Origin of the sequence: Guyparkeria sp. SCN-R1 (assembly GCF_003932495.1) — a bacterium.
GTDB lineage: Bacteria > Pseudomonadota > Gammaproteobacteria > Halothiobacillales > Halothiobacillaceae > Guyparkeria.
The window spans coordinates 11,129-33,393 of record NZ_QZMT01000009.1; the positions used below are offsets into that span (position 1 = coordinate 11,129).

Below are 22,265 nucleotides of genomic sequence, written 5' to 3' on the forward strand. Positions count from 1 at the left end.
CAAGACCAAGGGAGTGAACAACGGCGCGTGGGAAACGAGAACAAGGATTCATTTCGGTAGTGGGTCCAACGGTGGAACGGAATTGTTTCGGCCTTCAACGGAGACGGCTTGAATGAATTCACGAAAACGCATTCAGCGTAGTCGCATCCCCGGTCACATGCCATGCACCGGCCGGGCGATCGGGCAAAAATGCTAATCTGAGCGGCCAATCGCAAAATCATTCGTCGAGAGTCACGCATGTCCAATCCCTTGCTGGATACCCCGGATCTTCCGGCCTTCGATCGCATCCTGCCGGACCACGTCGAACCGGCCATCGACCGCATCCTCAGCGAGAATCGGGCCGCCATTGCCGAGCGCCTGGAACAGGACGCCCCGTTCACCTGGGAGAACTTCGTCGCCCCGATGGAGACACTGGAAGACCGGATCGACCGTGCCTGGTCCCCCGTCAGCCACCTCAATGCCGTGGTCAACACCCCGGAGCTGCGCGCGGCCTACGAGGCCTGCCTGCCCAAGCTGTCCGACTACTCGACCGACCTCGGGCAGAACGAGCGCCTGTTTGCGGCCTACCGGGAGGTCAGCGAGCGAGACGATTTCCAGACGCTATCCGTTGCCGAGCGCCGAGTGGTGGAAAACGCGATCCGCGACTTCCAGCTCGCCGGGGTCGACCTGGAGCCAGCAGAGAAGGAAAGATTCAAGGCGCTCAAGAGTGAGCTGTCCCAGTTGAGCACGCGCTTTGCCAACAACCTGCTGGATGCCACGAATGCCTGGTCGCTGGACATCGAGGACGAGTCGCGCCTGACCGGATTGCCGGAATCGTCTCGTGCCCTGTTCCGTGCGGCAGCCGAACGCGCCGAACGACCCGGTTGGCGAATCACGCTCGACATGCCGAGCTTCATCGCGGTCATGACCCATGCCGAGGACCGCGATCTGCGCGAGACGCTCTACGAGGCGTTCGTCACGCGCGCCTCCGATGTCGGACCACATGCCGGACGGTGGGACAACGGCCCGGTCATGGATCGCATCCTCGCCATCCGCCACGAACTGGCGCAGTTGCTCGGTTTCGACAATTACGCGCAGCGTTCTCTGGAAACCAAGATGGCCGGCAACCCGGCCGAGGTGCTCGCATTCCTGCAGGAGTTGGCCCAACAGGCCGTCCCCAAGGCGCGCCAGGAACTCGCCGACCTGCAGGCCTTCGCCCGGGAGATCGGCGGCCCAGCAGAATTGCAGCCTTGGGACCTGGCCTTCTACGGCGAGAAGCTGCGCGAGGCCCGTTTCGCAATCTCCCAGGAGCAATTGAAGCCCTACTTCCCCGCCGATCGGGTCGTCGAGGGTCTGTTTACCGTGGTCGGGCGCCTGTTCGGCATCCAGGTACGCGAACGCGACGACGTGCCGACCTGGCACCCGGACGTGCGTTTCTTTGAAATCGAGGACCGCGAGGGCAAGCCACGCGGCCGTTTCTACCTGGACCTGTACGCGCGGGCGCACAAGCGCGGCGGCGCGTGGATGGCGGGGGCGATCCAGCGGCGCCGACTGCCGGACGGGAGCATCCAGCAGCCAGCTGCCTTCCTGACCTGCAATTTCACCCCGCCGGTGGGCGGCGATCCCGCCCTGTTGACCCACGACGAGGTCACCACCCTGTTCCACGAGTTCGGCCATGGCCTGCACCACCTGCTGACCCAGGTGGACGCCGCCAGCGTGTCGGGGATCAGCGGGGTCGCCTGGGATGCGGTGGAGCTGCCCAGCCAGTTTCTTGAGAACTGGTGCTGGGAGCGCGAGGCGCTCGACCTGTTCGCCCATCACGTTGATACCGGTGAGCCACTGCCGGCCGAGCTGTTCGATCGCCTGCGCACCGCTCGTCAGTTCCAGGCCGGCATGCAGATCGTTCGCCAACTGGAATTCTCACTGTTCGACCTGCTCCTGCACCAGGACTTCGACCCGGCCACCGGTGCCCGCATCCAGGACACGCTCGATCAGGTGCGCCAGTCGGTAGCCGTGATCCAGCCGCCCGCCTACAACCGCTTCCAACACGGCTTCGCGCATATCTTCGCCGGTGGTTACGCGGCGGGTTACTACAGCTACAAGTGGGCCGAGGTCCTCTCGGCGGACGCCTGGTCACGCTTCGAGGAAGACGGGGTGTTCAACGAGCGCGCCGGCTCGGATTTCCTCGTCCATGTCCTCGAACGCGGCGGCAGCGAAGACCCGATGGCCTTGTTCAAGGCCTTCCGCGGTCGGGAACCGAGCATCGAGCCGCTGCTGAAACAGCACGGCATTGCCACCTCCGAGGGGGCGACACGATGACACTCGATGCCCCCCACTCGCACAAGCCGAGCGCCCTGGCGTGGCTTCTTGGGGCGGCGTCCGTGTTCATCCTGCTGGCCGGGCTGAAGACCGTCAGCCACATCGTGACCCCGTTCCTGCTGGCGGCCTTTCTCGCGATTATCAGCGCCCCGCCGATGGCCTGGATGCAGCGCCGTGGCGTGCCGGGCCTGGTCTCGATCCTGTTCCTGTTCTCGTTGGTGGGCATCGCCTTCTTCCTGCTTTTCCTCGCCCTGCAGGGCGCGGCCGAGAGTCTGGCCAATCAGGCACCCGCCTACCAGGCAAAGCTTGCCGGCTGGCTCGAACAGATACGTACGATGCTCGCCGAGCGTGGCGCGCCGCCCGAACTGCTGCCAGCCCAGATCCCGTTGCCGGCGACCAGTACCATCACCGGCACGGCCACCGGCATCGCCACGGGTCTGGGCCAGTTCACGGCCAGCACCTTGCTCGTGCTGCTGGCCTTCATGTTCCTGCTGCTCGAGGAGCGTACGCTGGCCCACAAGCTGGCCGCGGCGTTTCCGGGGCGCCGCCGGGCACGCGTACGCACGCGTCGGTTCCTGCGCTCGGTCTACCGCTACCTGTTGATCAAGACCGGGGCCAGTGTGCTCACCGGCCTGCTGGTGGGCGTTGGCTTGAGTTGGCTAGGCATCGATTTCGCCATTCTCTGGGGCATTCTCGCCGGCCTGCTCAACTTCATCCCCACGATCGGCTCGTTCATCGCCGCAGTGCCCGCCCTGCTGGTCACGGTAGTCAGCGGCTCGCCGCTGGATCTCCTGCTGGTCGGCACGTTGTACCTGGTGGTCAACATCACCATCGGCAGCATCCTCGAGCCCCGTCTGCTCGGACGCACGCTCGGGCTTTCGCCGGTAATCGTGCTGATCTCGCTCCTGGTCTGGGGTTGGGTCTTCGGGCCGATCGGAATGCTCCTTGCCGTTCCGCTGACCATGATCGCCAAGCTGGCGCTGGACTCCAGCCCCCAGACACGCTGGGCGGGCATCCTGTTGAGTGATCGCGTTCGTCGCCAACCGATTGCCGCGACCAACCCCGATGACTGAACCGGGTGAGCCGACGCCCAATCTGACCGGCAGTGTATCCGCAGTGGTGGACACTCCATCGCGGCGGGTCACCTCGAGCCAGACGGCACCGCACGACGACCTCGAACGCCAACTGCTCCGGCATGCGCAACGACCGTTCGCAAAGCCGATCGCCGCGTACAACCGCGAGGCATTCGACTTCGTTGCAGGCCGACTGGCGTCAATCGAACGACCATTGATACTGGATTCGGGCTGCGGCACGGGGGACAGCAGCCGGCTGCTTGCTCACCGCTACCCGGATCACTGGGTCGTGGGCGTGGACCGATCCGCCGACCGGTTATCGCGCCAACGCGCGGACACCCCGTCAAACTGCCTGCTGATTCGGGCCGATCTGGTCGATTTCTGGCGCCTGGCCCATGAACATGGCTGGGAGCCAGTTCAGCATTACCTGCTCTATCCCAACCCGGAACCCAAACCCCGACATCTAAAGCGACGATTTCACGCCCACCCGGTTTTCCCAACCTTCGTCGCCCTGGGCGGGCGAATCGAGTCACGCAGCAACTGGCGGATCTACCTGGAGGAGCTGGCGCAGGCATTGGCGTTCCATGGGCGAGCCAGTCATATCGAGACCATCCCGACCGACGAGCCGCCCATGACGCTATTTGAGCGAAAATACCGGGCAAGTGGTCAACCGTTATGGCGTTTGATCAGCGTCGATAAATAAAACGTTTGATTATCAAAAAACCGTACGCTTCATGCGGCTCCGCCGGGACGGCATTTCAAATAGCCATACTATTTTTTTGGCATGCAGTATCCCCTGATGGCGGACAGATTTGACAAGGCCGCTACCCTGTCCACTGGCAGTTACGAAATCCCCCCGAGTTCGCAGAGCTTTTGGCCTGTGCCTATACTCGGGCGTGTCTTGAAGGCCGCCCTGCCGAAAGAGAATCAATTAAGGGTAGTGGCGGCCATTTAACGTCTCGTTCATGAAACAGGCCATTGGGCCTGCACTCATGGGAATTCCAGGAGGAGCCGATCGCATGTACCAATCGATAATGGTCCCGGTGGATCTCGCGCACCTCGACGCGCTGGAAAAGCCGCTGACAGTGGCAGCCGACATGGCTCGCCACTACAACGCCCAACTCTGCTACGTGGGTGTCACCACCTCCCAGCCCAGCTCGGTGGCCAGAACCCCCGAGGAATACGAGCAGAAGCTCATGGCCTTCGCCCGGGAGCACGCGCCGGACAACGGCCAGGCCCCGACGGCTCGCGTCTACAACAGTCACGACCCGGTGACCGACCTGGACGACATCCTGCTCAAGGCCATCGACGACGTCGGCGCCGATCTCGTGGTGATGGGCACGCACCTGCCGCACCACATCGACGCGATCATGCCGGCCAACGGCAGCAAGGTCGCCGCGCACTCGAACGTCTCGGTCTTCCTCGTTCGGCCCTGAACGCCCGACGATCAAACGAACTGACCTGGTCAACCAGAAACCGACGGAGAGACACACGTGGACAACAAACCCGATAACGCACCGGACACGCATAGCGAATCGGTCGGCGTCCCGGCACCCGAAGGGGCAGCCAACCTGATCGACACCGATTACAAGATCGGGCAAGACAACTACCAGGCCACACCGATGGGCGTGAACATCGACATCCATGGCGCGGTGTTCGCCTTTTCCTCCCTGATCATCCTGGCGTTCGTCGTGCTGACACTCGCCCTGCCCGACCAGTCGACCGCTTGGTTCGATGGTGCCAAGAACTGGATCAACAACAACATGACCTGGTTCTTCCTGCTGGCGGCCAACATCTTCGTCGTCCTGAGCCTCGTCCTGATCGTCACGCCATTGGGCAAGATCCGCATCGGTGGGGCCAACGCCACGCCCGACTTCAGCTACCTCGGCTGGTTCTCGATGTTGTTCGCCGCGGGCATGGGCATCGGCCTGATGTTCTACGGCGTCTCCGAACCGCTTACCCACTACGGCACCGCGCTGGGTGGCACAAGCGTGGGCGAAGACGGCCTGCGGACCGATTGGGCACCGCTGGGTGCGGCCGCCGACAATCCCGCCGCAGCCTACACCCTCAGTATGGCCGCCACGATCTTTCATTGGGGCCTGCACCCGTGGGCGATCTACGCCATCGTGGCGCTGTCGCTGGCGATCTTCGCCTACAACAAGGGGCTGCCGCTGACGGTCCGCTCGATTTTCTACCCGCTGCTGGGCGAGCGCATCTGGGGCTGGCCGGGCCATCTGATCGATATCCTGGCGGTATTCGCGACCCTCTTCGGCCTGGCGACCTCGCTTGGCATCGGTGCCCAGCAGGCATCCGCCGGGCTGAGCCACCTGTTCGACATACCGGGCGGCACGACCACGCTGGTACTGCTGATCACCGGCATCACGGCGGTGGCCATCGTGTCCATCGTGGCCGGTGTCGACAAGGGCGTGAAGCGGCTGTCCGAGATCAACATGGTGCTGGCGTTCCTGCTGCTGATGTTCGTGATCTTCGTCGGCCCGACGCTCCTGATCGCGACCGGATTCTTCAAGAACCTCGGCGCGTACGTCACCGAACTGCCGTTCCTTTCCAATCCGTTCGCCCGCGACGACGCCAACTTCAGTCAGGGCTGGACCACGTTCTACTGGGCCTGGTGGATCAGCTGGTCGCCGTTCGTCGGCATGTTCATTGCCCGGGTCTCCCGCGGTCGCACGGTGCGTGAATTCCTGGCTGCCGTGCTGCTCGTGCCGTCGACCGTGTCGGTGCTGTGGATGACCGCCTTCGGCACCACCGCCATCGAGCAGCTGAAGAACGGTTTTGAAGGCGCCAAGAACTCCGACCTGCCGGTCCAGCTCTTCGAAGTGCTGAGCCAGCTGCCCTTGGCCGAGATCACCTCGTTCATTGGCATCGTGCTCGTGATCGTGTTCTTCGTGACCTCGTCGGATTCCGGTTCGCTGGTCATCGACACCATCACCGCCGGCGGCAAGATCGACGCCCCCAAACCCCAGCGTGTGTTCTGGGGCGTGATCGAGGGCGCGATCGCGATCGCCCTGCTGGTGGGTGGCGGCCTCGCGGCACTGCAGTCCGCGGCCGTCGCCGCGGGCCTGCCGTTCACGGTGGTCCTGCTGGTGGGCTGTTATGCCATCGTCAAGGGACTGATGAGCGAGCCCCGCGGTAAATGATGGACTGAGGTCCGATCTTATTGACGGCGAACTGGAACTGGCCGTCATCCATAGCCCAAAAACCAGAAAGGCGGCCAATCTGAAGTGACCCCTGAAAGTTGGACACCCATCCAACTGACAGGGGTTTTTCTATGGCCAAATATTCCTTGGCATTCAAGCTATGCGTGGTCCGGCATCGAGAGCACGACGGTTTCGGTAGCCGAACGACAGCCACGCACTTTGGTATTGATCATGGCACGGTCGATAAGTGGTGCGCAGCGTATCGGGCACATGGGGAAGATGGACTGAGAAAGCGCTATCGACGCTACTCGTCGGCTTTCAAGGCCGCCGTCTTACACCGCATGACCAGTGAAGGCTGGTCCACGCGCCAGACTTGCGCCATATTCGATATTCCAGCGCAAAGAACGCTTCAGCAATGGCAACGTGCTTTTGCCCAAGGTGGCATGGCAGCACTGGAGCCCAAACGCCGCGGGAGACCACCCAAGATGGCCAAGCACAAGCCCCACTCGCCGCCGCTTACCCAGCGCCCCAAGGCGCCAGAGAACATGACGACGGACGAGCTGCATGAACGTTTGGCGTATTTGGAAGCGGAGAATGCGTACTTAAAAAAGTTGAAGGCCTTGGCCCAGGAAAAGCGATCCGCCGAGAAGAAAAAGCGCGGCTGATCACCGAACTGAGACCAAGGCACGCCCTCAAGTGGCTGCTCAAGGCGGCCGGAATGCCCCGCAGCGTGTATTACTACTGGTGCCGGGCTGCTGCCCGGCCAGATCGGTATGCCGATGAGAAGCGGCGCATCACTGCCATCTTCCATCAGCACCGGGGGCGCTACGGCTACCGGCGCATCACCTGGACATTGCGCCGTCAGGGCCATCCGCTGAACCACAAGACGGTGCAGCGCTTGATGGGACGGCTGGGGCTTGCCTGCCGCCTCCGGCCGAAGCGCTACCGCTCCTATCGGGGTAAAGAGGGACTGACGGCTCCGAATCGATTGCAACGACAGTTCGAGACGGATCGGCCCAACCACAAGTGGGTCACGGACGTGACCGAGTTCAAAGTGCGAGGCGAGCGCCTCTACCTGTCGCCAATCCTGGACCTATACAACCAGGAAGTCGTGTCCTACGAGATTGCCCGCAGTCCGAGGTTGCCCTTGGTGATGACGATGCTGAAACGAGCTGCCAAGCGGCTGGCGCACGGTGAGACGCCGATGCTGCACTCGGATCAGGGGTGGCAGTATCGGATGGCGCTATACCGCCGAACTTTGAGCCAGCACGGGATCGAGCCGAGCATGTCACGCAAGGGAAACTGCCTTGATAACGCCGTCATGGAGAACTTCTTTGGGATCCTGAAGACCGAGTGCTTTCATGGACGGACGTTCCGGAGCGTCGAGTCGCTCATCGCCGAGCTCAAGCGATACATCCGCTACTACAACCACGACCGAATCAAAGAGAAACTAAAAGGCCTGAGCCCCGTGGAATACAGGACTCAGGCCTTGGTGACCGGCTAACCAACCGTCCAACTTTTGGGGGTCAGTTCAAATCGGCCGCCTTTTTTTTCTTGCTCAGGCACAAATCATTTCAGTCTCGCGCTAGGTTATTCCCAAAGCTCACTCACGGGCGTATCGGGTGAATAGTGCCTCGCGATCTGCGCCTGCAGCAACTCGGCGGTTGCCAGCGCGTCAATCTTGGCGTGGTGTGCCGAGTAGGTTGGCAAGCCGTAGCGTGTCCGGGTGTCAGACAGCCGGATCGACGTACGCGCTCCCAGCAGCATCCCCTTGAGACGGTTCCATCCCCCTTGGCGCACCTCACGGGCCTCGATGCTCATGGTGTCGATCAACGGAAACAGGCAGCGTTCACCGCGACGCGCCTGGACGGCGGCATCCAGGAACGGCCGTTCGATCCCGCGAAAGTGGACGACCACGAGGCAGCCCGCCAGTTCGGCCAGCAACTCGTCGAGGATCTCGTCGAGATCCGGTGCGTGGGCGACTTCGGCATGCGTAATCCGATGGAACCGGATCGAGGCCTCGTCCAGCGGCCGTTGCGGACGGACGACCCAGTAACGCCCCGCCGACGGGCGGATTCGTGTCAGGTCGAATGGCACCAGGCCGATCGACACGATGGCATGGCGATGGACGTCCATCCCGGTGGTCTCGAAATCCAATGCCACCAGCGGCACGTCACGTATGGGAGACTGTGGTGCCGGCACCCCCGCCGCGTAAAACATCCGCAGCGCCGGATCCTGACAACGCTTGGACTGGTCGGCAAAGAAAGCGGGCCAGGTGGATTCTTCTTGTTGTGGGTTCGACATGGGGACGATCAGCGACTGGGCATCGGGTAACGAAACCTCAGGAATTTCTGTGCGTTGCTCAACACGTGAAAGGCATCCTTGAGGTTGTGGCGTTCGCCATCCGACACGTTCTCCGGTTCGATGTTGTTGTCGGGCGCGTGGTGATGCTTGAGATCATGCGCCTGGTGCCGGATGCGGACCATCGAGATGAACTCCAGCGCGTAACGCAGCTTGTCGGCCTGGCCTGCCGGCAACGAGTTTGCCTGGACGATATCGTCGAGGCGATCGAACGAAGTCTGCGAACGCGAACCGACCGCCAGGGCATGCACACGGATGACGTCCACCAGCGGCGCCGTGCCACGCCGTTTGAGATTGATGGAATTGTTGTGCTGCCCGTCCTTTTCCATGACGAAGGTCCGGAAAAAGCCCAGCGGCGGCGTGCGATTGAGTGCATTGCGCGCCAGGGCGGCAAGAAACAACGGGCTTTGACTGGCGCGTTGCGCGATCAGATCCTGTAGCTGTTCGACGAAACACTCCTCCCCGTGCACGGCCTCGAGGTCGAAGAAGATCGAGCTGTGCAACAGTTTTTCCGGATCCGGCTTATCGATCCACTCCTCGAAGTAACGCCGCCACACCGACAGCGGTTGGCGCCACTTCTGGTTGGTGCCCATGATCCCGCCGCTGCAATAGGGATAACCGCAGGCATGCAGGCCGTCGCTCACGCGTTTGGCCAATGCAGCGAACCACGCATCGTGCTGCTCGGGATCGAAGGAATCATCCAGGATCAGGGCGTTGTCCTGGTCCGTGGCGATGGTCTGATCGTTTCGCGCCATCGAGCCATTGACCATGAAGCAATAGGGCACCGGCGGCGGGCCCAACTCCGCCTCGGCCAGTTCGATCAACCGTCTGATCAGGCTTCGACCGATACTGGACATCGCCTGACCGATCATCTGCGAGGTCGCTCCGTCATCCACCAGCCGCACGAAGGCCGCCCGGACGTCCGGCATCAAACGAGCAAGCCCCTTAACCGACCCCTGGCTGAATATATTGCTGACGAGATACATGCTGCTGTGCGTTTCGTAACGCACGATATCCGACAGATGCACCACACCCACCGGGCGCCGCCGATGCAGCACTGGCAGGTGGTGGACGTTGTTGCGCAACATCGCGAGCATGGCCTCGTAGACCGACTCGTCCGACTGGATGGTGATCAGCCGGTCGTGCATGATCTCGGACAGCGGGGTTTCCCCCGACAGCCCGGCGGCCAGTATCCGGCCACGCAGGTCCTGATCCGTCAGGATACCGGTCAGGTGCCAATGGCCGTGATCCTCGCCAACGAAGGCACGCTCATCCCCCTCCTCGGCCCGAGCCAGCAACAGGATGGAGGAGACTTGCTGTTCGGTCATCAACCGTGCCGCCTCATGCACTGAGGCGTTTTCCTCGATGTTTACTGGAGCCCGGGTCAGCAAGCGCCGAACACGGCTGACCATCAGGTCGTTTTCGCGCTCGTTCTGTTCCACCGTGGACTGGAGACGAGGACCGGACAGCTCGACGAAATCGGCGAACTGGTCGTCTTCCTCGCAGAGACGGTCAAAGACCTCCACCGGGATCAGGTAGATCAGCGTGTCCTCGATTGCGCGAACCGGGAACCGCACTCGGCGATTGTGCAGGAGGCCGGTGTGACCAAAGATATCGCCCTCCCCGATCCGGTTGTACAACTCGCCGTTGTGGCGATAGACCTCGACCGCCCCGCTACGGATGTAACGCAGCGTGTCTATCGGCTCGCCGTACTCCTGAATCATCGAGCCTTCACGGTAATAGGCCACGTCCGTGCGGGCTGCAATCTGGTCCAGCCATTTCCGGTCGAGTCGATCGAACGGCGGGTAGTGACGCAAGTGTTCGCTGATTTCCTGGACTTCCCCATCTACTGCCTCTGCCGATGGTGGGTACCTGCTCTGCGGTCGCTGTCGGACGCACGCCTGCCCCGAGAGGTTGGCACAAAAAAGGCGGGCTTTCGCCCGCCTCTCGCTTCGGTCCGAACTTTCAGAGCCTTAGAAGTAGTAACCGACGTTGATATTGAAGATCGTGTTGCTGCCGCCATCAGAGGTCATGCCGTCGGCAACAAACGGCTGGTTCTGACCGTTGATGATGTCGAAGTAGGTGTACAGACCACCTGCAGCCACGGCCATGCCCGTGACGTTCATGTAGGTGTCTTCGTAGTCGTTGTTCTTGTCGTAAATGAGGCTGTAATCATTGTAGAACGTCAACGAAGACACCGGGCCCCATTCAACCGGCAACGTGTAGGCCAGGTTTGCCGTAATCGCCTTGGCGGATAGCGGGCCGGTATACAAGCCAGCGTAATAGCCATAGTTCATGAACTGAGCATCGGAGTCATCCAGATCGTATTCCCAGTCGGTGTACTGCAGTTGCAGGTTCCAGCGGTCATAGTCAGCCACAAGGTGTGCTGCTGCCGCGTAATAGTCACCGTCACCACCGGGGCTCGCACCATCCAACTGGCCATATTTCACTGACGCGCCTGGTTTAAGTGTGAGTTGATCGCTCACCTTGTAATCGTATTCGGCCCGAGCCGCCAACGTATTTACGGTTTGAGAATCTCTGGCTCCGTCAACGTCATCAATAGCGGCCGTATCTTCGTAATCGTAACCAACGACATTCGAGGAATAAGACTCAAGGCTAGAGCCACCGCGCTCGTCGTTCTTCAACAGCGCGAGGTCGAAACGCCAATCACCCGGCGTGTATGTGGTGCCCACCCCAAAATCATAGTTGTCCTCAAGACCCACGTAATAAAGCGAGGAGAAGTAGAAGTTGTGGGAGTTATACGGCAGTACGCCAAAAGGCACTTGGAAGATACCGGCACGCGCCATCAGGTCATCCGTGAACTCGTAACCAACCCAAGCATGATGGATCACGGACATGTACTCGTACCAACGCCATTCGGCGGACAAGATCACGTCATTGATTTCACCATCGAAGTTCAGGCGGAACGTGTCAAAGGCCAAGTCACCGCCTCGGTCGTTCCCTTCGTTGGCGTCGTTATAGGTGTAATTAAACCGCACCGCGCCGCCAACATTGATATCCGGCTCGGAGGCTTCTGCCTTCTCTTCAGCCTTGGCGACTTGCTCGGCCTGATCTGCCTGTTTCTGTTCGATCTGGTCGTTGCGTGCGCGCTCTTTCTCCAATTCACCCTGCAGGGTTTCGACGCGCTGCTTTAGTGCCTCGAGCTCCTGCATGATGCGTTCGGCACTGGCATCACTGGTCGCCGCCGTCGCGGACAGCGGCGAGGTTCCGAGCGCCACACCGATGGAGATTGCTAACAACTGCTTCTTCATCATCGATCCCTCTTTCTTCGTTGTTTATCAACGGCTCTGATCGTTTTATTTTGTGGCCGACGCCACGTTAACACGGCGTGCAAGCCCCCTTAGCGCGGCCCCTCGGGCTCTGCCAATATCAGCACCCTTACTCTGTTTCGCCCGCCGGCGCGCAAGGATCCTCCCGAGACACTTCCGGCATGATCAATCGCAAGTCGAACGCGTCGTCCGGTCCGGGGGTGTCACTCAAATGATTTATCGGCACCATGCCGACGGACATGACGTCCAAACGCGTCTTTCCCGCCACCTGGGCCAACCAATACCCAACGCCTCGATCCAGCCGGGCGTGCTGGTTGCCCATCACGGCAATGATCTGGCGGTCGGGGTAGGCTTCCCGTGCGGCCATGATCGCCTTGGCCATCAACACGTCGCGCGCGACCTGCGCCCGAACCATGCGGCTGGACATGTCGGCCGGTATCTCCTGGCAATGCGATTGCTCGAGGACCTCGACCAAACCGCGCTGCTGCTCGGTCGGCAGGGACAGCTCCGGGGCAATTTCATCGACCCATGCGAGCGCGTCGGCATCCAGCTCGGCACGCCAGCCGACACCGTCTGCCATGGCCACCGCCATGGCCTTCTCCCGCGACAGGTTCAGTGGCCAAAGCGGCACTCGACCTTCGGTTGCCCAGTCGAACAACGGGCCGTAGTGTTCCCACCCCCAGCCGTCGAAATCGAACCCACCCGCTTGGGCTCGCGCTCGACCGTTTTCAAAGCTCTCGGCATTGAGACGATCGATCTCGCCGTCCCCGCCCAGATCGAGTTGTTCGAGGGCCAGCACGAGTGGAGCGTTTAAAGCATTAAGAAGCTCGATCTGTCGCCGATGGATAGGCTGGGAATCATGAACTTCGCCGAGGAGAATCACGGGGGCATCACGCAAGCGATCCAGTGCCTGGTCGTCCGTGACACTCTGACCCTGGAGATCCCACCAGCTACCAACAAGCGTTGATGCCTCAGCCCGAGCGCAGGAAAACGCCAGCAAAACGGCAAGCCCACAAAGCAGAGGCACAATTCGGGAAACCATCCGGCGAAACCGGACCACCACTGGAGTCAATTTGTCCGGGGATGCCATCGGGTCCATGCGTGACAGATCGACTCCTTTCAGCTGGGGCATAGAGTGGGCGGGCAAAAGCAATTTGAACCGGAGCTTAGTAAATCGAGGGCGATTTGCCTCACGTGCAACGCCCTCACCCTGCTTTAAAGGGGGAAATACCTGATTCAAAGGTACCGATAGTGGAACGATTGCGCGTTTCTGTCTAACCATCGGAAACCGCCCAGCGGCGGACCTGATGCACCCCAAAACATTCCAAAGGGGCGCTCCAAAGGCGGCTGACGCAGGAAAACCACACACCATTAGATCCACTGAAAACACTGCTTGCGTTCGCGCCCGAATGGTTTACTGTCAATCGGATGAAGGATCCGATCCCTAGCCTGGCGCAAGCCTGGTGTGGTGAGTTCGTTACCTTCATCCGACCGGGGTGGATGCGTGCTGAACACCCCGGCCGGTCGCCAGATCAGCACGGTTTTGAGAGTTTGTTTTCGAGATGATCAATATTTACGTGGGCAACCTGCCCTACTCCCAGGATGATCAGGGCCTTCAGGCCGCCTTCGAAGCCTTCGGCGAAGTCAAATCCGCCAAGGTGATCAAGGACATGGCCACTGGTCGTTCCAAGGGCTTCGGCTTTGTCGAGATGACCGACAAGGACGCCGGCATGAAGGCCATCGAAGCGCTGAACGATACCGACATGGACGGCCGCACCGTTCGTGTCAACGAAGCGCGTCCGCGCGAGCGTACCAACGACCGCGGTGGTTTCGGTTCGCGTTACTAAGACGCCCTCCGGGAGATGACGAAAAGCCGGCCATTATGGCCGGCTTTTCTGTTTCTGGATGATCGAGTGCCGCCCTAGCCGGCGATCGCGAGTTGCCGTTCACTCGGGTTCAGATATCGTCGATTGCCGCGGCAGTCGGGGATAACGATACAAGTCGAACCGCCCCGCACCGATCAAGGACTCGGCCTCGACCCCAGGCACCTCGAAGGCCAGCGAGTACAGGGCGCCCTCTTCGGGCAACTCGCGTTGACACTTGCGCCAGATCCGCAACATCGGTTCGGGTGAAAGAAAGGTGAATACCGCATCCTGTTCACGCCATGACACGCGCCAAAAATCACGGAACATCACCTGGCAATTCGACAGGTGACGGCAGCGCCATCGAGCCAGCAAATAGAGCAACGGCGCGGTCTCAAAGCCGGTAAATTGCGTCTCGGGAAAACGTCTGGCCAAGGCCGCTATCACGTGGCCGTCGCCACAGCCCACGTCGGCCAGTTGACGAAGACCGCGTTGTTGAATTTCCTCGGACAATGCCTCGATCACCGCCGTCCCAGAGCGATATAGCGGCACCCGGTGGCGAATGGCGTTGAACTGAATCAGCAACAGGATCACAGCCGCGGCAAGGAACCAGCCCGGATGGATCTGTAACCCACCCCACATGACCAGCGGGGCCACCAGCAGCACGCCACGCCACCACGGCGGCAACAGGCGCCACCCCATCAACATGGCCAACACGCCGGCTAGCAACGCGATTAGCCACGCGTCCGGCATTTCACCCTGCCACTGCATCCAGGCCCGCGAAATCAAGAGACTCGCCAATATTGCGAGTGCCAGAATGGCAAACCCGATCAACAGGGCCAGATGACGACGCACGGTGAGATTACGGACTGGTTTCGGCGTCGGTCGGGCTGGCGGCATCGGGGGTGTCGCTCACCCCGGTACCCTGGCCCGCTGCGCCCATCGGGCGATCAAGGAGATCCTCGACATTCACCCCGCCCTCTCGAGAGGGTTCCAGTATTCGGCGGGTTGCAGACTCCCTCATCACCGTCATCGAGATCCGACGGTTCTGCGGGTCGAGCGGGTCCTCAGCAACGAACGGCAAAGCGTCCGCCATACCAATGACCTGCAGGAACTTGTCTTGCTGGTACCCATACTCCGCCAGTGAGCGACGAGCCGAATTGGCACGCTCGGCGGACAACTCCCAGTTGCTTCGCTCTTCCCGACCGAAGGGACGAGCGTCGGTATGACCCTCGATCGACAGGCGGTTGGGCATATCGTTTAACACCGGTGCCAGCGAATGCAGTATCTCGTCGGCATAACCTTGCAGGTCATCGGATCCCAACTCGAACATCGGGCGGTTTTCCTTGTCGATGATCTGGATACGCAGACCATCGCGGGTAATGTCGAGTTTTATCTGGTCCTTGTAGGCCTTGAGCGCGGGATCGACCTCGATCAATGACTCCAGGCGTTCCTTGAGCTCTTCGATCTGTTCACGTTCCAGCGCCTCGATCTGCTCCTGGATCTCTTCCTGGGTCATTTCCGACGGGTCGGCCGTCTTGTCCTCGGATCGGGTATCCCGCTTTTCGGGCGTGGGCTTATCGCCGGCCTGTACCTGCCCTTCCTGGCGGGTGAGGTCGTCCCCGCCGCCGTCGATCAGGCTTTCGCTCATGCCCGCGCTGTTACCACCCTCAAGTGTCACCTTGGTCGGGTTGGAGAAATACTCCGAGATACCCTTGAGTTCTTCCTCTCCCATGGAGCCCAGCAGCCACATGAGCAGGAAGAACGCCATCATCGCGGTCACAAAATCGGCATAGGCAATCTTCCAGGCACCACCGTGATGACCACCGTGGCGCTTCTTGACCTTCTTGATGACGATCTGTTGGTTTTGATCCGGTTGTTCGGCCACCGTGTTTCTACCCCGTCCTCAACCGGTTCACTTGTTTTCCTTTAGAAACGTCTCGAGTTCCGTGAAGCTCGGCCGATCAGAGGAAAACAACACCTTGCGACCGAACTCGACCGCCACCTGCGGCGGGTAACCGTTCATGAACGCAATCAACGCCGCCTTGATGCTTTGCTGGTACTTGGTCGAGTCGTTGATCTTGTGCTCAAGGTTGTTCGCCACCGGGTTGACGAAGGCGTAGGCCGCGAGAATACCGAGGAACGTCCCCACCAGTGCTGCGGCGATCAGTTTGCCAAGCTCCGACGGCGGCAGGTGGACCGACTCGAGGGTATGTACCACGCCGAGAACCGCGGCAACGATACCGAAAGCCGGCAGGGCCTCGCCCAACTTGGCTATCGCCGAACGAGGCAAGTCAGCCTCTTCGTGGTGGGTATCAATGTCCAGGTCCATCAAGTTGTCGATCTGGTGCACGTCGAGCGTACTTGAGACCATCAACCGCAGGTAATCGGTAATAAACTCGACGGTGTGATGGTCCTTCATCACGGTGGGAGCACTCTTGAACAACTCGCTGTTTTCAGGGTCGTCAATGTCCTCCTCGATCGCCATCAACCCCTCTTTGCGCGCACGAGTAAATATCGTGTAAAGCAGCGCAAGCGTTTCCATGTTGAGCTTCTTGCCATGACGCGAGCCCCTAAAGGCCGTGCCGAAACCGCCCATGGTGGCCTTGAGGGTTTTCGGCGAGTTGCCTGCCACCAGCGCCGCTGCGGCGGCCCCGAAAATGATCAGGTATTCGATCGGCTGGAAGAGAATGATCAGGTGCCCACCGGCGAGCATGAACCCGCCGATCACACTTGCCAGCACCACGAGCCAGCCAATTGCAACCATCATGGTCTAATCGTCTCCAATTCACGGATCATTATTATTTTATTTCAGCGCCTTACCAACAATTTCTGCCAGATCGGGTGAACAATCGGGGCGATCCAGCATGCGCTCGAGTTCCCCTCGCATCCGATCGGCACGCCCGCCATCATATCGGCGCCAACGACTGAAAACCGTCGCCATTCGGGCGGAGATTTGCGGGTTGAAGCCGTCGATCTCAATGATCTTGTCGGCAACCCAGCGATATCCTGAACCCGTCGCGGCATGAAACGCGACCGGATTGCCCCGCGAGAACGTGCCGACAAGGGCACGCACCCGGTTCGGATTGCGGATCGAAAACGCCGGATGCGCCTCGAGTGCCGCCAATGTCTCCATGTCATCCGGGTCGACGATCCGCGCCCGCAAGGCAAGCCACTTGTCCATGACCAGCGGGTCGTCTTTCCACTCGTTGGCGAAGGCCTCGAGCGCCTCGTCACGTTCAGCGGTCGCCCGCAGCGACAGCGCCGTTAGCGCGTTGAAGCGCTCCGTCATGTTGTCGGCTTCGCGGAATTGCTCGGCCGCAAGGCGACGCCAAGCCGGGTGATCGAGCGCATTCAGGTACGACAATGCCTGCGCGCGCAATGACCGGCGGCCGACATCCACCCCATCGAAACGGTAAATGCCCTCGACGGCGAGCTTCTCGAACACCAGAACCAAGGTCTGGGACCACTCGTTGGCCAATTGCTCCCGCAATTCGACACGCGCCTGGTGGATGGCATCCACCGGGATGTCCTGCGTGAATTGCTCGGCGATGTAATTCTCGCTCGGCAGCGTCAGGCACTCGGCGACAAAGCGCGGATCGGCACTTCCCTGCGTGCCCACCGCCGAGTGCAGTAATCGCCCGAAGGCCTCGCTCAAACCGTCGGGTAACCGGGTTTCCGGCCACTCTCCATGTTCCTCGGCGTCACGCACTCGTTCGACCAGTGTCTTCATCACCAGGCGCTGGTAGGCATCCCAGCGATTGAATTCATCGGTATCGGCACCGGCAAGCAACGCCAGATCCGCGGCATCGTAATCGTGTTCGATCTTGACCGGTGCGGTAAAACCGCGATTGAGCGAGAGCACCGGCAATTCGGACCCGCCCGGCAGGGAGTAACGTCGAGTTTCCTGCTTTTTGGCCAGCACCAGGGTCAATGCTTGTTCGCCGTTGCCGTCCGGTCCGCCGAGTGCAACGGGTTGGCCGTCACGATCAAAGGCCGCCAGCCCGAGTGGAATCACGAACGGCTCGTCATCGTCCTGCCCGGCGACCTTTGGTACCTCTTGTCGGAAGTCGACTACCAGCTCGTCACCTTCCAGGTGTTTGCTCACGTGCACGACCGGCGTACCCGCCCGGTCGTACCAACGTCGGAACTGGGCGGTATCGAAATCCGCCTGCTCGGCCATCGCGTCGATGAAGTCCTCGATGGTGACTGCCTGACCGTCGAAACGCTCGAAGTAGCGGTCGGTGCCACGGCGAAACGCGTCCCAGCCGAGCAGGTTGTGCCACATCCGCACCACTTCAGCGCCCTTGTTGTAGACGGTTGCGGTGTAGAAATTGTTGATCTGTTCGTATTCCTTGGGCTGCACGGGATGGGCCTGCGGACCGGCATCCTCGGGGAACTGAACCTGACGGAGCAGATTGACCTCCTCGATGCGCTTGACGGCCCGTGACCCCATGTCCGCCGAGAACTCCTGGTCGCGGAAGACCGTGAAGCCCTCCTTGAGCGACAGCTGGAACCAGTCGCGGCAGGTCACCCGGTTGCCGGACCAGTTGTGGAAGTATTCGTGGGCCACGACCGACTCGATGCCCTCGTAGTCGTGGTCGGTGGCCGTCTCCGAGCGAGCGAGGATGAACTTGGAGTTGAAGACGTTCAGCCCCTTGTTCTCCATCGCGCCCATGTTGAAGTCGTCGACCGCGACGATATTGAACACGTCCAGGTCGTATTCACGCCCGTAGGTCTCCTCATCCCAGACCATCGACTTGATCAGCGAGCGCATGGCGTGATCGCAACGATCGATGTTGTGGGGCTCCACGTAGATCCCCAGGTCGATCGTCCGGCCCGAGCAGGTCGTGAACTGATCGTGGATCGACTTGAGGTCACCCGCGACCAGTGCGAACAGGTAGGAGGGCTTGGGGTGCGGGTCTTCCCAGACGGCCAGGTGGCGGCCGCCCTCGAGATCGCGAGACTCGACCGGGTTGCCGTTGCTGAGCAGCACCGGAGAGCTCGACTTGTCGGCTATCAACGTCACCCGGTAACGACTCAGCACGTCGGGCCGATCGGGGAAAAACGTGATCCGCCGAAAGCCTTCAGCCTCGCACTGGGTGCAGAAATTCCCGGATGACTGGTAGAGCCCATCGAGCGTGGTGTTGTCGACCGGGTCGACACGGCAGACCACGGTCAATCGGCACTGATCCGGCAAACCGGTGATCGACAAGCCGTTATCCCGCTCGTCGATCTGGTCCTTGGCCAACGGCTCACCGTCGAGCTCGATCGATTCGAGCGACAGCTCGTCGCCGTCCAGCCACAGTGGCTCGTCGTGGGCCCCGTTGCGCCGGATGGTCAGGGTTGACTCCACTCGGGTCCCGCGAGCGGCCAGCTCGAAGGTCAGGTCGACATGGTCAATCAGGTAGTTCGGCGGGCGGTAGTCGGCGAGGCGGACGATATGCGATTGACGTTCGGTCATGGTGGCCTTGTAGATAACAGCAAAAATAGAGTTTCAAGTCTCGTGAGCATATCAGGAACCGAATCAATTCCGTGCCCGCGGCCTGCGAGCAATGCCGCCAAAGCAATGACTCTGGGCATCAGGCATAATGCGCCCCGACCTGACCCCAGTAGACCCGCCGCGGGTTTTTCATTTGCCAACCGTTTATCGGAGTCGCCGACGCCATGCTTTTTTCCCAGATTGCCGCCTTCGACCTGGCCGACTGGCCGGAACCGTCGCTGGATACGCTATCCGAACAGCTGGCCGAGAAGCGCTTTGCCCCTACCCTGTCGCAGCAGGTCGAATCCATGGGCTGGGCCCCGGTAGTCGCCGAGGCACTGGCCATCGAAACCGACGGGGCCTTCGGCTTGTTGTTCCGCCGCGAGGAACGCGCCGTGCCGCCGCGGGTGATTCAGGACCACGCGGCCAAGAAACTGGCCGAGGAGTCCGGCGAGCGCGAACCCTCCCGCGACGAACTTCGCCAGGCCCGTGAGAACGCCCTGCTGGAACTGTTGCCACAGGCCTTCCCGCGACAGGCGGAGACCCGGCTGATCATCGACGCGCGCAACAAGCAGGCGTGGCTGGCCAACGCCGGCGAGAAGCGCAACAGCCAGATCAATTCCCTGCTCCGCGAGACGCTCGGCCAGTGGCGCGTCACCCCGGCGTTCGGCTCCGAGGAGCACGGTAGCCGATTGTCGCGCTGGCTGCTCGAGGGCCCGCCGGCCGGCTTCGAGCTGGGCGACTCGGCCAAACTGCTTGAACCGCGCGACGGTGGCAGCATCACGGTCACTCGTCTGGGCCTACCGGACGAGAACGTGCTGGCCCACTTGCGCGACGGCATGACAGTCGAGCAGCTTGAACTCGTCTGGCGAGATCGGCTGCGGTTTACCATCCGGGCCGACGGCGCGCTGACCAAGGTGAAGGCGCTCGATACACTCGATGACGAGTTCGACGACGATGGTCTGGACGATCCGGCGACCCGCCTCGAGGCTGAGCAACGCCTGACGCTCGACGTGTTGCGTGAACTGACCCGTGTGCTGCACGAGGCCCTGGCCCGGCCCGATGCCACAAGCTGACCGATACGAGTAACCCGGGCGCCTTGCCACAAAAGGTTGGCGCGCTCGCCCGGGCGGCACCAGGCTGCATTTGGCTAGCCCGGCTGCCGATCGCATAATCACGAACCAACCCGTTGAATTCGAGCCTCTTGCCTCTTCTCGGCTCGACCAACCGATTTTTACAGGAACGCGCATGACCGACTCCGCCCAAGCCGCCTTCGCCCTGACCGCCGTCTCCCCGCTCGACGGCCGCTATGCCCGCCACACCCGTGCGCTGACCGAGTGCTTCAGCGAGTACGCGCTGATCAAGTACCGCGTGCTGGTGGAAGTCGAGTGGTTCAAGGCACTGGCCGACGAGCCCAAGATCGCCGAGGTACCGGCGCTGAACGACGAGGACCGGGCCTCGCTCGACGCCATCGTATCGGAGTTCAAGGTCGAGTCAGCCATGCGGGTCAAGGAATTCGAGGCCACCACGAATCACGACGTCAAGGCGGTCGAGTACTTTCTCAAGGAGCAGGTCGCCGATCATCCGCGCCTGGCCTCGATCAGCGAGTTCTTCCATTTCGCCTGCACCTCCGAGGACATCAACAACCTCGCCTACGGCCTGATGCTCGCCAAGGCGCGCGAGGAAGTCGTCCTGCCGGAGATCGACGGGCTGATCGACACACTGCGCAGGATGGCCCACGAATGGGCGGCCGTATCCTTGCTGTCGCGGACTCACGGGCAACCGGCCTCGCCGTCGACCATCGGCAAGGAGATTGCCAACGTAGTCGCGCGCCTCGAGCGCCAGCGCGGGCAGATTGCCGACGTCAAGCTGATGGGCAAGATCAACGGCGCGGTGGGCAACTTCAACGCCCACCTCGCCGCCTACCCCGAAATCGACTGGCCGGGCTTCTCCAAGCGGTTTGTCGAGGGGCTGGGTCTTACTCACAACGCCTACACCATCCAGATCGAGCCGCACGACTACATCGCCGAGCTGTTCGACGCGATCGAACGGGCCAACACCATCCTGATCGATTTCGCCCGCGACATCTGGGGCCAGATCGCCCTGGGCCACTTCAAGCAGCGCCTGGTCGAGGGCGAGGTCGGCTCATCGACCATGCCGCACAAGGTCAACCCGATCGATTTCGAGAACGCCGAGGGCAACCTGGGCGTGGGCAACGCGGTCATGGGTCATCTTGCCCGCAAGCTGCCGATCAGTCGCTGGCAGCGTGACCTGACCGACTCCACCGTCCTCCGCACCCTGGGCGTAGGCATTGGTCACTCGCTGATCGCCTATCGCTCGATGGCCAAGGGCCTGTCCAAGCTCGAGATCAACGCCGACCAACTGGCCGCCGAACTCGACGGCAACTGGGAAGTGCTCGGTGAAGCCATTCAGACGGTCATGCGGCGCTACGGCGTGGAAAAACCGTACGAAAAGCTCAAGGCACTCACCCGCGGCCAACGGGTCGACGGCCCGGCCATGCGCGCATTCATCGAGGGCATCAACGAGCTGCCGCCCGAGGCACGTGAGCGGCTTGCCGCGATGGCGCCGGCGGACTACGTCGGCAATGCCAAGGTAATGGCCGAACGGATCTGACGCCGGCGGTTGGGCATTGGATACGCGGGGATGCCAGTCTGGGCGAGGAGCCCGCTCTCGACCCGATCAAGGCTTGGGTAAGCCACACCGGCTATTGCGCCCGGCGC

General features: G+C 61.4%; 17 protein-coding genes. 9 read left to right on the forward strand and 8 right to left on the reverse strand.

What is annotated here, in order from left to right:
* The first annotated feature begins 237 nt into the window (after window positions 1–237).
* From prlC to D5687_RS06490, 6 genes are all read left to right on the forward strand, one after another.
* Window positions 238–2,298 (forward strand): oligopeptidase A, encoded by a 2,061-nt coding sequence (gene prlC / locus D5687_RS06465; RefSeq protein ID WP_125198958.1) that lies wholly within the window; start codon window positions 238–240, stop codon window positions 2,296–2,298.
* Complete coding sequence (locus tag D5687_RS06470; protein WP_125198959.1) at window positions 2,295–3,371, forward strand: AI-2E family transporter; 1,077 nt, start codon at window positions 2,295–2,297, stop codon at window positions 3,369–3,371. Before prlC ends, D5687_RS06470 begins: the two co-directional genes overlap by 4 nt.
* Window positions 3,364–4,074 (forward strand): tRNA (guanosine(46)-N(7))-methyltransferase TrmB, encoded by a 711-nt coding sequence (locus D5687_RS06475; protein WP_204742152.1) that lies wholly within the window; start codon window positions 3,364–3,366, stop codon window positions 4,072–4,074. Before D5687_RS06470 ends, D5687_RS06475 begins: the two co-directional genes overlap by 8 nt.
* 316 nt (window positions 4,075–4,390) lie before the next feature.
* Window positions 4,391–4,807 (forward strand): universal stress protein, encoded by a 417-nt coding sequence (locus tag D5687_RS06480; RefSeq protein ID WP_125198960.1) that lies wholly within the window; start codon window positions 4,391–4,393, stop codon window positions 4,805–4,807.
* A gap of 57 nt (window positions 4,808–4,864) precedes the next feature.
* Window positions 4,865–6,529 (forward strand): BCCT family transporter, encoded by a 1,665-nt coding sequence (locus tag D5687_RS06485; RefSeq protein ID WP_125198961.1) that lies wholly within the window; start codon window positions 4,865–4,867, stop codon window positions 6,527–6,529.
* Window positions 6,530–6,660: 131 nt separating this feature from the next.
* A protein-coding gene (locus D5687_RS06490; RefSeq protein WP_125198962.1) for an IS3 family transposase occupies window positions 6,661–8,033 on the forward strand; the annotation gives its coding sequence in 2 pieces (ribosomal slippage) (window positions 6,661–7,153 and window positions 7,153–8,033; 1,374 coding nt in all).
* A gap of 86 nt (window positions 8,034–8,119) precedes the next feature.
* Here D5687_RS06490 and D5687_RS06495 read toward each other — a convergent pair.
* The 4 genes from D5687_RS06495 to D5687_RS06510 form a co-directional block, all read right to left on the reverse strand.
* Window positions 8,120–8,833 carry a 3'-5' exonuclease gene (locus D5687_RS06495; protein ID WP_125198963.1) on the reverse strand — a complete coding sequence of 238 codons (714 nt, stop codon included), beginning with the start codon at window positions 8,831–8,833 and terminating at the stop codon, window positions 8,120–8,122.
* An 8-nt stretch (window positions 8,834–8,841) separates the two neighbouring features.
* Complete coding sequence (locus D5687_RS06500) at window positions 8,842–10,707, reverse strand: DUF294 nucleotidyltransferase-like domain-containing protein (RefSeq protein WP_125198964.1); 1,866 nt, start codon at window positions 10,705–10,707, stop codon at window positions 8,842–8,844.
* A 156-nt stretch (window positions 10,708–10,863) separates the two neighbouring features.
* On the reverse strand, window positions 10,864–12,165 hold the full coding sequence (locus tag D5687_RS06505) for a carbohydrate porin (RefSeq protein ID WP_204742153.1): 1,302 nt from the start codon (window positions 12,163–12,165) through the stop codon (window positions 10,864–10,866).
* Window positions 12,166–12,289: 124 nt separating this feature from the next.
* Window positions 12,290–13,420 carry a ChaN family lipoprotein gene (locus tag D5687_RS06510; RefSeq protein WP_158611787.1) on the reverse strand — a complete coding sequence of 377 codons (1,131 nt, stop codon included), beginning with the start codon at window positions 13,418–13,420 and terminating at the stop codon, window positions 12,290–12,292.
* A 322-nt stretch (window positions 13,421–13,742) separates the two neighbouring features.
* Between D5687_RS06510 and D5687_RS06515 the strand changes: the two genes are divergently transcribed.
* Window positions 13,743–14,027 carry an RNA-binding protein gene (locus tag D5687_RS06515; RefSeq protein ID WP_125198966.1) on the forward strand — a complete coding sequence of 95 codons (285 nt, stop codon included), beginning with the start codon at window positions 13,743–13,745 and terminating at the stop codon, window positions 14,025–14,027.
* Between the two features lie 99 nt (window positions 14,028–14,126).
* Here the strand turns inward: D5687_RS06515 and D5687_RS06520 are convergent, their stop codons facing one another.
* From D5687_RS06520 to pepN, 4 genes are read right to left on the reverse strand one after another with little or no spacing between them, the layout of a single operon-like run.
* Window positions 14,127–14,897 carry a trans-aconitate 2-methyltransferase gene (locus D5687_RS06520; protein WP_125198967.1) on the reverse strand — a complete coding sequence of 257 codons (771 nt, stop codon included), beginning with the start codon at window positions 14,895–14,897 and terminating at the stop codon, window positions 14,127–14,129.
* A gap of 7 nt (window positions 14,898–14,904) precedes the next feature.
* Window positions 14,905–15,930 (reverse strand): flagellar motor protein MotB, encoded by a 1,026-nt coding sequence (motB, locus tag D5687_RS06525; protein WP_125198968.1) that lies wholly within the window; start codon window positions 15,928–15,930, stop codon window positions 14,905–14,907.
* A gap of 27 nt (window positions 15,931–15,957) precedes the next feature.
* Window positions 15,958–16,812, reverse strand: coding sequence for a flagellar motor stator protein MotA (motA, locus tag D5687_RS06530; RefSeq protein ID WP_125198969.1), 855 nt, complete (start codon window positions 16,810–16,812; stop codon window positions 15,958–15,960).
* A gap of 36 nt (window positions 16,813–16,848) precedes the next feature.
* On the reverse strand, window positions 16,849–19,506 hold the full coding sequence (pepN, locus tag D5687_RS06535; RefSeq protein ID WP_125198970.1) for an aminopeptidase N: 2,658 nt from the start codon (window positions 19,504–19,506) through the stop codon (window positions 16,849–16,851).
* A gap of 203 nt (window positions 19,507–19,709) precedes the next feature.
* Here pepN and rdgC point away from each other — a divergent pair, with 203 nt between their 5' ends.
* Window positions 19,710–20,600, forward strand: coding sequence for a recombination-associated protein RdgC (gene rdgC / locus D5687_RS06540; protein WP_125198971.1), 891 nt, complete (start codon window positions 19,710–19,712; stop codon window positions 20,598–20,600).
* Between the two features lie 172 nt (window positions 20,601–20,772).
* Window positions 20,773–22,158, forward strand: coding sequence for an adenylosuccinate lyase (gene purB / locus D5687_RS06545; RefSeq protein WP_125198972.1), 1,386 nt, complete (start codon window positions 20,773–20,775; stop codon window positions 22,156–22,158).
* Window positions 22,159–22,265 lie beyond the last annotated feature (107 nt).

Bases quoted from the DNA above. Each gene is read 5' to 3' on its own strand.
- D5687_RS06470 (WP_125198959.1), top strand. From the start codon at position 2,295: ATGACACTCGATGCCCCCCACTCGCACAAGCCGAGCGCCCTGGCGTGG.
- D5687_RS06480 (WP_125198960.1), top strand. From the start codon at position 4,391: ATGTACCAATCGATAATGGTCCCGGTGGATCTCGCGCACCTCGACGCG.
- D5687_RS06475 (WP_204742152.1), top strand. From the start codon at position 3,364: ATGACTGAACCGGGTGAGCCGACGCCCAATCTGACCGGCAGTGTATCC.
- motA (WP_125198969.1), bottom strand. From the start codon at position 16,812: ATGATGGTTGCAATTGGCTGGCTCGTGGTGCTGGCAAGTGTGATCGGC.
- prlC (WP_125198958.1), top strand. From the start codon at position 238: ATGTCCAATCCCTTGCTGGATACCCCGGATCTTCCGGCCTTCGATCGC.
- D5687_RS06505 (WP_204742153.1), bottom strand. From the start codon at position 12,165: ATGATGAAGAAGCAGTTGTTAGCAATCTCCATCGGTGTGGCGCTCGGA.
- D5687_RS06495 (WP_125198963.1), bottom strand. From the start codon at position 8,833: ATGTCGAACCCACAACAAGAAGAATCCACCTGGCCCGCTTTCTTTGCC.
- rdgC (WP_125198971.1), top strand. From the start codon at position 19,710: ATGCTTTTTTCCCAGATTGCCGCCTTCGACCTGGCCGACTGGCCGGAA.
- purB (WP_125198972.1), top strand. From the start codon at position 20,773: ATGACCGACTCCGCCCAAGCCGCCTTCGCCCTGACCGCCGTCTCCCCG.
- pepN (WP_125198970.1), bottom strand. From the start codon at position 19,506: ATGACCGAACGTCAATCGCATATCGTCCGCCTCGCCGACTACCGCCCG.
- D5687_RS06515 (WP_125198966.1), top strand. From the start codon at position 13,743: ATGATCAATATTTACGTGGGCAACCTGCCCTACTCCCAGGATGATCAG.